Source organism: Kitasatospora sp. NPDC056327, assembly GCF_042261735.1.
Lineage (GTDB): Bacteria > Actinomycetota > Actinomycetes > Streptomycetales > Streptomycetaceae > Kitasatospora.
Genome location: NZ_JBHJRC010000057.1, coordinates 1 through 12524 on the forward strand (window position 1 = coordinate 1; position 12524 = coordinate 12524).

At 72.3% G+C, this 12524-nt stretch carries 10 protein-coding genes; 3 read left to right on the forward strand and 7 right to left on the reverse strand.

All coding sequences use genetic code 11. From position 1 onward, the window contains the following. Window positions 1-42 precede the first annotated feature (42 nt). From ACFCX4_RS11505 to ACFCX4_RS11535, 7 genes are all read right to left on the reverse strand, one after another. Window positions 43-1320: a thymidine phosphorylase gene (locus tag ACFCX4_RS11505; RefSeq protein ID WP_376140863.1), complete on the reverse strand. Its 1278-nt coding sequence runs from the start codon at window positions 1318-1320 to the stop codon at window positions 43-45. 133 nt (window positions 1321-1453) lie between these two features. Further along, window positions 1454-1855: a cytidine deaminase gene (locus tag ACFCX4_RS11510; protein ID WP_376140865.1), complete on the reverse strand. Its 402-nt coding sequence runs from the start codon at window positions 1853-1855 to the stop codon at window positions 1454-1456. Further along, window positions 1852-3120, reverse strand: a complete 1269-nt coding sequence (locus tag ACFCX4_RS11515) for an ABC transporter permease (protein ID WP_376140867.1) — start codon at window positions 3118-3120, stop codon at window positions 1852-1854. Before ACFCX4_RS11515 ends, ACFCX4_RS11510 begins: the two co-directional genes overlap by 4 nt. Next, entirely contained in the window at window positions 3117-4307 is a 1191-nt protein-coding gene (locus tag ACFCX4_RS11520; protein WP_376140868.1) for an ABC transporter permease, read from the reverse strand. Before ACFCX4_RS11520 ends, ACFCX4_RS11515 begins: the two co-directional genes overlap by 4 nt. A 4-nt stretch (window positions 4308-4311) precedes the next feature. Further along, window positions 4312-5838, reverse strand: coding sequence for an ABC transporter ATP-binding protein (locus tag ACFCX4_RS11525; RefSeq protein ID WP_376140911.1), 1527 nt, complete (start codon window positions 5836-5838; stop codon window positions 4312-4314). Window positions 5839-6181: 343 nt separating this feature from the next. Beyond that, window positions 6182-7249: a BMP family protein gene (locus ACFCX4_RS11530; RefSeq protein WP_376140870.1), complete on the reverse strand. Its 1068-nt coding sequence runs from the start codon at window positions 7247-7249 to the stop codon at window positions 6182-6184. Between the two features lie 260 nt (window positions 7250-7509). After that, window positions 7510-8763: an amidohydrolase gene (locus tag ACFCX4_RS11535; RefSeq protein ID WP_376140872.1), complete on the reverse strand. Its 1254-nt coding sequence runs from the start codon at window positions 8761-8763 to the stop codon at window positions 7510-7512. A 463-nt stretch (window positions 8764-9226) separates the two neighbouring features. Here ACFCX4_RS11535 and ACFCX4_RS11540 point away from each other — a divergent pair, with 463 nt between their 5' ends. From ACFCX4_RS11540 to ACFCX4_RS11550, 3 genes are all read left to right on the forward strand, one after another. After that, window positions 9227-9985 carry an SDR family oxidoreductase gene (locus tag ACFCX4_RS11540; RefSeq protein WP_376140874.1) on the forward strand — a complete coding sequence of 253 codons (759 nt, stop codon included), beginning with the start codon at window positions 9227-9229 and terminating at the stop codon, window positions 9983-9985. A 74-nt stretch (window positions 9986-10059) separates the two neighbouring features. Continuing rightward, on the forward strand, window positions 10060-11733 hold the full coding sequence (locus ACFCX4_RS11545; protein ID WP_376140876.1) for an alpha/beta hydrolase: 1674 nt from the start codon (window positions 10060-10062) through the stop codon (window positions 11731-11733). 353 nt (window positions 11734-12086) lie between these two features. After that, the gene (locus ACFCX4_RS11550; RefSeq protein ID WP_376140913.1) at window positions 12087-12524 is read left to right on the forward strand and encodes a 2-oxo-4-hydroxy-4-carboxy-5-ureidoimidazoline decarboxylase; all 438 of its coding nucleotides are present in this window, start codon (window positions 12087-12089) and stop codon (window positions 12522-12524) included.

A 12524-nucleotide genomic window follows, 5' to 3' on the forward strand; every position in this document is an offset into this window, starting at 1 on the left:
GCGCACGCCCGGTCCGGTGCGCGCGGGCGGACCTCCGGAGCATCAGGCGATGCGGTCCAGCACGATCGGGTTCGGGGTGAACCCGGTGCCGGCCGGGGCGACGGTGACGGCGCCGGCGAGGGCCTCGATCGCGTAGCCGAAGCGCTCGGGGGTGTCGGTGTGCAGGGTCAGCAGGGCCTGGCCCGCCTCCACGGTGTCGCCGGGCTTGGCGTGCATCTCGACGCCGGCGCCGGCCTGCACCGGGTCCTCCTTGCGGGCCCGGCCCGCGCCCAGGCGCCAGGCGCAGACGCCCACCGCGTAGGCGTCCAGGCCGGTGAGCACGCCGGAGGCCGGGGCCGGGACGACGTGCTGCTCGCGGGCGACCGGCAGCGGGGCGTCGACGTCGCCGCCCTGGGCGGAGATCATCCGGCGCCAGTGGTCCATCGCGGAGCCGTCGCGCAGCGCGTCGGCCGGGTCCTTGCCGTGCACGCCCGCGGCGGCGAGCATCTCGCGGGCCAGCGCCAGGGTGAGCTCGACGACGTCGGCGGGGCCGCCGCCGGCCAGCACCTCGACGGACTCGCGGACCTCCAGCGCGTTGCCCGCGGTGAGGCCGAGCGGGGTGGACATGTCGGTGAGCAGGGCGACCGTGTTGACGCCGGCGGTGGTGCCGAGGCCGACCATGGTGCGGGCCAGCTCGCGGGCGTCGTCGATGTTCTTCATGAACGCCCCGGAGCCGACCTTGACGTCCAGGACGAGCGCGCCGGTGCCCTCGGCGATCTTCTTGGACATGATCGAGGAGGCGATCAGCGGGATCGCCTCGACGGTGCCGGTGACGTCGCGCAGCGCGTACAGCTTCTTGTCGGCCGGGGCGAGGCCGTCGCCGGCCGCGCAGATGACCGCGCCGGCGTCCCGCAGCACCCGCAGCATCTCCTCGTTGGAGAGCAGGGCGCGCCAGCCGGGGATGGACTCCAGCTTGTCGAGGGTGCCGCCGGTGTGGCCGAGGCCGCGGCCGGACAGCTGCGGAACGGCGGCGCCGCAGGCCGCGACCAGCGGGGCGAGCGGCAGGGTGATCTTGTCGCCGACGCCGCCGGTGGAGTGCTTGTCGCTGGTGGGCCGCGCGAGCGAGGAGAAGTCCATCCGGACGCCGGAGCGGATCATCGCGTCCGTCCAGCGGCTGATCTCGCCCGGGTTCATGCCGTTCAGCAGGATGGCCATGGCCAGGGCGGACATCTGCTCGTCGGCGACCTCGCCGCGGGTGTAGGCGTCGATGACCCAGTCGATCTGAGCGTCGCTCAGCTCTCCGCGGTCGCGCTTGGTCCTGATGACGGAGATGGCGTCCATGGTTGCTCCATTGCTCCAAGAGAGGTTCAGAAAGCGGAGGTGTTCGAAAACGAAGAGTGCCGCGGGCGGACCGATCAGGTCCGACCCGCGACACTCTACGCGCGTAACAAACGGCAGGGCCAGAGCCGCTCCGCTACAGCCGCTCGGGGCCGAAGGCGTCGGGCAGGACCTCGCTCATCGGCCGCACGCCGGACGGCAGCTCGATCAGCAGCTCCGGTCCGCCGTGCTCGTACAGCAGCTGGCGGCAGCGCCCGCACGGCATCAGCAGCTCGCCGGCCCCGTCCACGCAGGTGAAGGCGGTCAGCCGGCCGCCGCCGGTGGCGTGCAGGGTGGAGACCAGGCCGCACTCGGCGCACAGCCCGAGCCCGTACGAGGCGTTCTCCACGTTGCAGCCCGTGACCACCCGGCCGTCGTCCACCAGCGCGGCGGCGCCGACCGGGAACCTGCTGTACGGCGCGTACGCGCGGCCCATCGCCTCGCGCGCGGCCGTCCGCAGCGCCGGCCAGTCGACCGCCGTCTCCCCGGCCGCCGTCACTTGCCCTGGCCCTTGCGGTAGATCTGCCCGTCGGCCTTCGGCGGCCGCAGCCGCTGCGAGGCCAGCGAGAGCACCACCAGGGTGATCACGTACGGCGTCGCGACGATCAGCGGACGCTGCACCTCCTCGGTGGTGAAGTACCAGACGAACAGACCGCCGGAGACCACCGCGGAGATCGCCCCGGACGTGAACCTGCGGCGGTAGAGGTGCCAGGCCGCCAGCAGCACCATCGCGATGGCGACCACCAGGATCAGCACGTGCACCGACTCCGGGTCGCGCAGCTGGAGGCTGTCGGTGAAGCCGAACAGGCCGGCGCCGACGGCGAGGCCGCCCGGCATCCAGTTGCCGAAGATCATCGCCGCGAGGCCGATGAAGCCGCGGCCCAGGGTCTGGCCGTCCTTGTAGAAGTGCGCGGCGACCAGCGAGAGGTACGCGCCGCCGAGACCCGCGAAGGCGCCCGAGGCGACGACCGCCAGGTACTTGTACTTGTAGACGTTGACGCCCAGCGACTCGGCGGCGGTCGGGTTCTCGCCGCAGGAGCGCAGCCGCAGACCGAAGACGGTCCGCCACAGGGCGAAGTAGCTGGCCACGATCAGCACGCCGGCCAGGATCACGACCACCGACAGGTTGGTGACCAGGCCGCCCAGCACGCCGGCCACGTCGGAGACCAGGAACCAGTGGTGGGACTCGATGTCCTTCAGCCAGGAGGACAGGCCCGGGACGGTGAGGTACGGCAGCGGATCGGCCGGCGGGGACTGGTTCGCACCGGCGCCCACCGAGATGTAGTCCTTGTAGTAGATCCGGTTGACGTACGCGCAGATGCCGGGGATCAGCAGGTTGATGCCGACGCCGGAGACGATGTGGTCGACGCCGAAGGTCACCGTGATGACCGCGTGCAGCAGACCGCCGAGCGCACCGCCGAGCATGCCGGCCACCAGGCCGAACCAGGGGTTGACCAGGTAGCCGCCCCAGGCCCCGCAGAAGGTGCCGGCGACCATCATGCCTTCGAGGCCGATGTTGACGACGCCGGCCCGCTCGGACCAGAGACCGCCGAGACCGGCCATGCCGATCGGGACGGCCGCGCCGAGAGCCGCGGTGATCTGCCCGGAGGAGGTCAGCGAGTGGTTGTCGGTGATCATGCCGACGGCCGAGAAGAGGACGAGGGCACCGGCGATCAGCAGCAGCACCACCGGCCAGGTCAACTTGCGCTTCTTGGCGGGCGCGCCGCCGGACGTCTTCGCGCGGACTGCCGTAGCGGTGCTCACGCCGACACCTCCTTCTTCTGGGCGGCCGCGGCGGCAGCCTGGGCGGCGAGTTCGGCGCCGACCTTCTGCTGCTGGCGCTTCAGGCCGTAGCGGCGGACCAGCTCGTAGGCGACGACGACGCAGATGACGATGGTGCCCTTCATGACGTCGACGATCTCGAACGGGAACTCACCGTTCTGCGGCAGCGGCAGCTGGGAGCCGGTCGAGTCGAGGAACGCGAAGAGCAGGGCGGCGAAGGCCATGCCGATCGGGCTGTTGCGGCCGAGCAGGGCGACCGAGATGCCCAGGAAGCCGAGGCCCGGCTGGAAGCTCTGCCCGAAGTAGTACGAGTTCTGCGTCAGCTCGGGCAGGCCGATCAGGCCGGCCAGCGCGCCGGAGACCGCCATCGAGGTGATGACCATGCGCTTGACGTTGACGCCGGACGCGGTGGCCGCGCTCTCCGAGCGGCCGGTGGCACGCAGGTCGAAGCCGAAGCGGGTGCGGTTCAGGGTGAACTGGAACGCCACGCCGACCACGACGGCGATCACGATGAAGCCCCAGAGCGGGCCGCCGTCGGTCCCGATCGAGAAGAAGTGGCTCGACTCCGAGATCGGCGCGGTCTGGATGGAGTTGCTGGTGGTGCCCTTCTCCGGCGCGAAGATGCCGGGGACGAGCAGCAGGCCGACCACCGCGGTGGCGATCGAGTTCAGCATGATGGTCGAGATGACCTCGCTGACGCCGCGGTAGACCTTCAGCAGGCCGGCGACGCCCGCCCACATGCCGCCGACCAGCATCGCGGTCACCAGCAGCAGCGGGATCTGGACGATCGCCGGGAGGTCGACCTGGCTGCCGACGAAGGCGGCGAACAGCGCGGCGATCTTGTACTGGCCCTCGACGCCGATGTTGAAGAGGTTCATGCGGAAGCCGAAGGCGGCGGCCGCGGCGGCGAGGTAGTACGTGGTGGACCGGTTGAGGATGGCCACCTGGCCGTCCGACTTGGTGCCGTACGTGATCATCACGTTCCAGGCGTCGAACGGGTTCTTGCCCGAGGTCGCCAGGAGCAGCGAGCAGATGACGAGGGACAGCACGACGGCGAGCACCGGCGCCGCCAGGGCGAGCACGATCTTCTCGCCGCTGAACCGCTGCGCCGGGCCGCCCTTGGCCGCGGGTGCGGCGGGGGCGGTGGGCGCGGGCTTGGGACTGGTCATGTGGCTACTCCCCCGCCTGCTGGTCGTCGGCGGTGTCGGTGGGGGTGTCGGACGGCGCTGCTTCGGTGCCCTCGGCCGCGCGGGCCTGCGCCTCGGCGAGGGCCTCCGGCTCGGACTCCAGGTGGCCGCCGGCGGCACCGGTCATCGCGGTGCCGAGGTCCTCGGCGGTCACGGTGGCCGGGTCGGCGTCGGCGACCAGCCGGCCGCGGTAGATCACCCGGATGGTGTCGGAGAGGCCGATCAGCTCGTCCAGGTCGGCGGAGATCAGCAGCACCGCGAGGCCGGCCCGCTGGGCGACCCGGATGTGCTCCCAGATCTGCGCCTGGGCGCCGACGTCCACGCCGCGGGTGGGGTGGGCGGCGATCAGCAGCTTGGGCTCGTGGCTCATCTCGCGGCCGACGATCAGCTTCTGCTGGTTGCCGCCGGAGAGCGAGGCCGCGGTGACCTCGATGCCGGGGGTGCGGACGTCGTACTCCTCGACGATCCGCTGGGTGTCCCGGCGGGCGGCGGCCGGGTCGAGCAGCGGCCCCCTGGAGTTGGGACGCTCGCTGACGTGGCCGAGGATCCGGTTCTCCCAGAGCGGGGCCTCCAGCAGCAGGCCGTGCCGGTGGCGGTCCTCGGGGATGTAGCCGATGCCGGCCTCGCGGCGGGCCCTGGTCAGGGTGCCGGAGAGGTCCTTGCCGTCCAGGGCGACGGTGCCGCCGTCCAGCGGGAGCATGCCCATGACGGCCTCGACCAGTTCGGCCTGGCCGTTGCCCTCGACGCCGGCGATGCCGAGGATCTCGCCCTTGTGGATGCGCAGCGAGATGTCGTCGAGGACGACGCGCTCGATGCCCTCGGCGTCGGTCCTGGCGATCCGCAGGCCCTCGACGCGCAGCATCTCGTCGGTGGTGACGGTCGACTCGCGGCTCTCCGGGGAGGGCAGCTCGGCGCCGACCATCAGCTCGGCGAGCTGGCGGGCGGTGACGTTCGCCGGGTCGGCGTCGCCGACGGTGGTGCCGCGGCGGATGACGCTGATCGCGTCGGCCACCGAGAGCACCTCGTGCAGCTTGTGCGAGATGAAGATGACGGTGACGCCCTCGGACTTCAGTTCCCGCAGGTTGTCGAACAGCGCGTCGACCTCCTGCGGGACGAGCACCGCGGTGGGCTCGTCGAGGATGAGGATCTTGGCGCCGCGGTAGAGCACCTTGAGGATCTCGACGCGCTGGCGGTCGGCGACCCCGAGGTCCTCGACCAGCGCGTCCGGGCGCACGCCCAGGCCGTACTGGTCGGAGATCTCCCTGATCTTCTTCCTGGCGCCGGCGCCGATGCCGTGCAGGTGCTCGCCGCCGAGGACGACGTTCTCCCAGACGGTGAGGTTGTCGGCGAGCATGAAGTGCTGGTGCACCATGCCGATGCCGCGCGCGATGGCGTCGCCGGGGCTGTTGAACTCACAGGTCTCGCCGTTGATCGCGATGGTGCCCTCGTCCGGCTTCTGCATGCCGTAGAGGATCTTCATCAGCGTCGACTTGCCGGCGCCGTTCTCGCCCATGAGGGCGTGCACGGTGCCGGTGCGGACGGTGAGGTTGATGTCGTGGTTGGCCACGACGCCGGGGAAGCGCTTGGTGATGCCGCGCAGTTCGACGGCCGGTGTCGCCGTCCCCGCGCTGGGGTTACCGCCCGTGGTCCGGGCGGGTTCGGATGCGGTGATGGCGGTCTCCTGGTGGTCTGGAGGCGCGTCGTTGCGCTGGAGGGCCAAAAGCGGGAAAGCGGGGGGGACGGGACGGGGCCCGGGGGTACGCACTGAGCGCACCCTTCCGGGCCCCTCCCTGATGTTGCGTCCATCATGGCGCTGCCGGGCAGGCGGCAGCGGCAGCGACGGTCCGGTCGAGCCGTCAGCCGAGCTTCGACGGGTCGGTCGGGATGGTGGTGGCGCCGCTCTTGATGGCGTTGGCCGCCTCGTCGAGCTTGGCCTTGATGTCGTCGATCTTGTTGCCGGTGGTGGCGAGCGAGACACCGTCGGCCTTGAGGTCGAAGTTCTTCACCCCGGTGAAGATCTGGCCCTTCTTGGCGGACTCGATGTACGAGAACACGGCCTTGTCGACGTTCTTGACCATCGACGTCATGATGCTGTTCTTGTACTTGGCCAGAGCCGGCTGGGCGGCCTGGTCGGAGTCGACGCCGATGGCCATCGCGCCCTGCTTGTTGGCGACGGCCTCGATGGCGCCGTTGCCGGAGGAGCCGGCGGCGGTGTAGATGACGTCCGCGCCCTTGTCGAGCTGGCCCTGCGCGGCCTCCTTGCCCTTGTCCGGGGCGGCGAAGCCGGAGAAGTCCGGCGGGGTGGTCAGGTAGGTGACGTCGACCGGCATGTTCGGGTCGACGGACTTGACGCCCGCGCGGTAGCCCGCCTCGAACTTCTTGATCAGCTCGGACTGCACACCGCCGATGAAGCCGACGTGCTTGGTCTTCGACTTGTTGGCGGCGGCGACACCGGCCAGGTAGGAGCCCTCCTGCTCGGCGAAGAGCAGCGAGGTGACGTTCGAGGGCTGCTCGGCGTCGGTGGAGTCGATGATCGCGAACTTGACGTTCGGGTTCTCCTTGGCGATCTTGTTGACCGCCGGCTGGTACACGAAGCCGACCGCGATGATCGGGTTGTAGCCCGCGGAGACCAGGTTCTTGAGGCGGGTCTCCTTGTCGGCCTCGGCCTCACCGGTCTTGGCGTCGGCCTCGGTGACCGCGACACCCAGCTCGGACTTGGCCTTGTCCAGGCCACGGGCGGCGGAGTCGTTGAACGACTGGTCGCCACGGCCGCCGATGTCGTAGGCCATGCCGACCTTCAGGCCACCGTCGGACGAGCCGGCGGAGGCGGTGGTGTCGTTGCTCTTTGCGCCGCAAGCGGCGAGCGAGGCGATGCCCAGGGAACCCGAGAGCACAACCGCGGCGAGCTTAGTAGAACGGCGCAAGGGAGTTTCTCCTTCTCACACGCACCCGATGAGCGTGGTCGGACGCCACCGTAACGCGCGTAGAACACGGTTGTGTCACAGTGCGCCGGAGCGTTGGGGTTGTTATCAAACCGTGGTGGAAACCGGCGCGCCCAGTCTACGGAACGAAAAATACGACCGGTATGACGACAAACCGGACACCCCTGGGGGGTGTCCGGTTCCGGTCGGTGCGAGTCGGTACGGATCGGTACGAGTCGGTACGAGTGGGAGCGCGGGGGACGTCAGGGCGTACCAGGCTCCAGCGCCAGGGCGGTGAACAGCTCGACGCCGACCCCGATCGCCCGCTCGTCGACGTCGAAGCGGCCCTGGTGCAGGTCCCGGACGGTGGCGTCCCCGGGGGCGCGGACGCCGAGCCGGGCCAGCGCGCCGGGCGCGTGCTCCAGGTACCAGGAGAAGTCCTCCCCGCCGAGCGACTGCTCGGTGTCCTCCACCACGGTCGCGCCGCCGCGGCCGAAGCGCGCGGTCATCGCCGCCTCCAGCAGGCCCACCGAGACCGCCTCGTTGACCACCGGCGGCACGCCCCGGTGGTAGTCCAGCGTCCACTTGGCCCGGTAGGTCTCGGCGAGCTTGGCGATCAGCTCGTGCAGCAGGTCCGGGGCCTCCCGCCAGCCGGCCAGCTCCAGGCAGCGGACGGTGCCCTCCAGCTCCCCGTGCTGCGGGATGACGTTCGGCGCGGAGCCGGCCGCGATCCGGCCCCAGACCAGCGAGACGCCCCAGCGCGGGTCCATCCGGCGGGCCAGCGCGGCCGGCAGCTCGGCGGCGGTGCGGGCGATCGCGGTGACCAGGTCGGTGGTCAGGTGCGGACGCGCGGTGTGGCCGCCGGGGCCGTCCAGGTGGAGCACCAGGCGGTCGCAGGCCGAGGTGATGGCGCCCACCCGCAGGCCGACCCGGCCCACCTCCACCTTGGGGTCGCAGTGCACGGCGAAGATCCGTCCGACGCCCTCCATGCCGCCGGCCGCGATGACGTCGAGCGCGCCGCCGGGCATGACCTCCTCGGCGGGCTGGAAGACCATCCGGACCGGGCGGCGCAGCTCACCGCCGCGGGCCGCCTCGGCGAGCACCAGCGCGGTGCCGAGCAGCACCGAGGTGTGCACGTCGTGGCCGCAGGCGTGGGCCCGGCCGGGGACCGTCGAACGGTAGGGGACGTCGGTCTTGGCGTCGTCGATCGGCAGGGCGTCGATGTCGGCGCGGAAGGCCAGGATCTCCGCCCCGGCCGGGGCGGATCCGGGAACGATGTCGACGAGCATTCCGGTGCCGCCCGGGAGGATCCGGGGGGCGAGGCCGGCGGCGACCAGACGGTCGCGCAGCAGGCCGGTGGTACGGAACTCCTGGCGGCCCAGCTCCGGGTGCCGGTGCAGGTCCCGCCGGAAGGCGATCAGCTCGGGCTCCAGCGCCCGGACCCGGTCGCGGAGACCGGCGGCGGGGCGGGCAGCGGTGAGGGTGACGGCCGACTGGGCGGACTCACGACGGTTCATCTCCCCAACAGTAGGCCTGTTGGGGGGATTTGGCCCGACTTCCCGCAAAGAAGTCCCCGGATGGGCGCATACCGGCCGCGCTGGTGGGTATGACATCTTGTTTCAGCCGCCTTCCCCATGATGCCTGCCCTGTGCAACGACCACCGGCGATCAAGGTCACGGCGGGCTCGACCGGGCGGTTGACGGCCGCCCGGACGGCTCCGCACGGGTTCCGGACGCCCGAACATTGGCTCAAAAGCGTTCGACCGGAACATGCCGGCCCTCGCACACCGCGCCCCGCACAGCGCGCCCCGGGCCGAAGGGGCCCCCGGGCGGCCGGGCCTCCGGATCCCGGGGCCGGGCGGGCCGGCCGGCGGTCCCGGGGTCCGCCGCGGGTTCGGCCGGCGGGTCCGCTCCTCCCGCGGTCCGGCGCCGGCGGCCTTGAGATGATCGGCCGAACCGACCGGACATCTCAGGAGTGGCAATGACCGAGCAGAAAGTGGCCGTGGTCACCGGCGCGAGCAGCGGGATCGGCGCGGCGACCGCCCGCCGGCTCGCGGCCGAGGGCTTCGACGTGGTGCTGACCGCCCGCCGGACCGACCGGATCGAGGAGCTGGCGAAGGAGATCGGCGAACGGGGCGGCTCGGCCAGGGCCCGCACCCTGGACGTGACCGACCGGGCCGCCGTGGACGCCTTCGCGGCCTCGGTCGGCCGGGTGGACGTACTGGTGAACAACGCCGGCGGGGCGATCGGCGCGGAGAGCGTCGAGAGCGGCGACCCGGCGGACTGGCTGGCCATGTACCAGGTGAACGTGCTCGGCGTGCTGCACGTGACCCAGGCGCTGCTGCCGGCCCTGCGGGCGAGCGGGGACGGCACGGTCCTGGTGCTCTCCTCCACGGCCGCACTGGCCGCGTACGAAGGCGGCGGCGGGTACGTCGCGGCCAAGCACGCGGCGCACACCATCGCCGCGACGCTGCGGCTGGAGCTGTGCGGGGAGCCGATCCGGGTGATCGAGATCGCCCCGGGCATGGTGCGCTCCGAGGGCTTCGCGGTGACCCGCTTCCGCGGCGACGAGGAGAAGGCCGCCGCCGTGTACGCGGGCGTCGCCGAGCCGCTCACCTCCGAGGACGTCGCCGACACCGTCGCCTGGGCGGTCACCCGGCCCCCGCACGTCAACATCGACCTGCTGGTGGTCCGGCCGCGCGCCCAGGCCGCCAACCACAAGGTGCACCGGGAGCTCTGACGCACCGGCCGCGGCCGGGCGGCCCGGCGGGGGTCGGTACCCGAACCGTCGCCCCCGGGTGGTACACACGTGCGATGAACAGTCACCGGGCCGCCCGCCCGCGCCTGCTGCCGGCCGCCCTCGCGGCCGGCGGCCTCCTCCTCGCCACCGCGTGCCAGGGGAACGGCGAGCCCTCCGGGGAGCGGGCCGCCGCCCCCTCGGCCGCCTCCGCCCCGGCCTCCTCGTCCCCGGCCACGGCCCCGGCCGCCGCGCCCACGCCCACGCCCACGGTGAGGCCCAAGGGCGCCGAGGACCCGGCGCTCAAGCCGTTCTACGGCCAGCGGATCACCTGGGCCGCCTGCCCGCCGGACCCGGCGGCCGCCGAGCGGAAGACCGACCTGTCGGCGATGCGGTGCGGCCGGCTGCGCGTCCCGCTCGACTACACCGACGCCTCCGGCGAGACGCTCGAACTCGCGCTGATCAAGAACCCCGCCGCCAGGCAGGACCAGCGGCTCGGCTCGCTGATGGTCAACCCCGGCGGCCCGGGCGCCTCCGGGATCCAGATGGTCAAGGACTTCGACAAGGCGTTCCGGGGGGCCCTGCACGACCGCTACGACGTCGTCGGCTTCGACCCGCGCGGCACCGGCGAGAGCTCACCGGTCGCCTGCCTGGACGACCGGCAGCGCGACGCCGTCAACGCGGCCGACGAGCCGGCCGACCCGCAGGCGGCCAAGGCCCAGGCGGAGAAGCAGAACGCCGACTTCATCGCCGCCTGCCAGGCCAGGTCCGGCAGGCTGCTGCCCTTCGTCGGCACCCGCAACACCGCCCGCGACCTGGACGTGCTGCGCGCCGCCGTGGGCGACCCGAAGCTCAACTACCTCGGCGTCTCCTACGGCACCTACCTCGGCGCGGTCTACGCCGAGGAGTTCCCGGCGACCACCGGCCGGCTGGTCCTCGACGGCGCCGTCGACCCGTCCGCGAACAGGGTGGACGGCGTGGTCGACCAGGTGATCGGCTTCGACCGGTCGTTCCAGCGCTTCGCGGCGGACTGCGTCGAGAAGCACGCGGCCGAGTGCCCGCTCGGCAAGGACCCCGCCAAGGCGGCCGGGAAGGCCGCCGACTTCCTGGAGGGCCTGCGGGAGAAGCCGCTGCCCACCGAGAGCGGCCGCGGGCTCGGCACCAAGCTCGCCTGGACCGGCGTCGACCGGCTGCTCTACGGCGACCAGAAGACCGCCTGGCAGTACCTGCGGTACTCCCTCGCGCAGGCCATGACGACCGGCCGGGGCGACTACCTGCTCGCCTACGCCGACGACTACAACGGCCGGGACGCGAAGGGCCACTACAGCTCCCAGGAGGACGCCTTCAACGCCGTCCGCTGCGCCGACGGCGTCCCGGCCCCCTCCGCGGAGGAGGCCCAGCGGGCCGTGCAGAGGATCCACGAGGGGGCGCCGGTGCGCGGCGGGCGCATCACCGTCGACGACCTGTACGACAGCGCCTGCCCCGCCTGGCCGGTCAAGCCCGCCGAGCAGCCGCACACCATCCGGGCCGAGGGCGCGGCCCCGATCCTGGTCGTCGGCACCACCGGCGACCCGGCCACCCCCTACGCCGCCGCCGAGGCGCTGGCCAAGGGCTTCGCCGACGCCACCCTGCTCACCCTCCAGGGCGAGGGGCACGGCGCCTTCGGCGCGGAGAACGGCTGCATAGACGCGGCCCTCGCCGCCTACCTCACCGAGGGCACGCTGCCGGCCGCCGGGACGAGGTGCTCCTGACGGGCCGCCGACGGGGAGGGCGCTGACACCGGGGTGTCAACGTCACAACTTGATAGCTCGTTCGGATGAAATCCGCGCGCGCCCTCCCCAACTGATGACCGCTCAACTACCGTGGAGCGCGGCCGGACAGGCGTTGGACGCCGTTCCGCAGCCTCATACTTCACCTGGCTTCACCGGCGCTTCATCCGCACCGCTCCACCCGCCCCTCATCACCGGCACCTTCCCGCCCTCACGAGGAGGACCCGCTGGCCAGCGACATCCCGTCCCCGAGACCCGACCCCCGGGACGAACCGACCCTCCTCGGACTCCACCGATTCAACGAGGCCGACGCCGGAGCCGCGGAGGAGGCCCTGCTGGCCTGCTGCGGCAGTCACCGGTGGGCGCTGCGGCTCACCGCGCACCGGCCCTACCCCGACATAGAGTCCCTGCTCGCCGCAGCCAGCGAGGCCTCGTACGACCTGCGCCCGGCCGACCTGGCCGAGGCGCTGGCGGACGAGAGCTGGATGCCGCAGCCGCTCCTGGGCATGCGCGCACCCGGCAGCCAGGCGGCGCACACCGCCCTGCGGGCGGCCCACGCCGCCTACGAGGCCCGGTTCGGCCACGTCTTCGTGGTCTGCCTGGAGGGCATCGACCCCGAGGAGATGCTCGACGCCGTCCTCGGGTCCATCCGCACCCGGCTCGCCAACGACCCCGACGAGGAGCGTCTGGTCTCGGCCGACCAGCTGCGCCGGATCGCCCTCACCCGCCTGGAGCACCTGGTCGCCACCCACTCCAGGGCGGCGGCCCGCTAG

Excerpts from the sequence above, each read along its gene's own strand:
- ACFCX4_RS11505 (WP_376140863.1), bottom strand. The coding sequence starts at position 1,320 with ATGGACGCCATCTCCGTCATCAGGACCAAGCGCGACCGCGGAGAGCTG.
- ACFCX4_RS11520 (WP_376140868.1), bottom strand. The coding sequence starts at position 4,307 with ATGACCAGTCCCAAGCCCGCGCCCACCGCCCCCGCCGCACCCGCGGCC.
- ACFCX4_RS11525 (WP_376140911.1), bottom strand. The coding sequence starts at position 5,838 with ATGGGCGAGAACGGCGCCGGCAAGTCGACGCTGATGAAGATCCTCTAC.
- ACFCX4_RS11535 (WP_376140872.1), bottom strand. The coding sequence starts at position 8,763 with ATGAACCGTCGTGAGTCCGCCCAGTCGGCCGTCACCCTCACCGCTGCC.
- ACFCX4_RS11540 (WP_376140874.1), top strand. The coding sequence starts at position 9,227 with ATGACCGAGCAGAAAGTGGCCGTGGTCACCGGCGCGAGCAGCGGGATC.
- ACFCX4_RS11545 (WP_376140876.1), top strand. The coding sequence starts at position 10,060 with ATGAACAGTCACCGGGCCGCCCGCCCGCGCCTGCTGCCGGCCGCCCTC.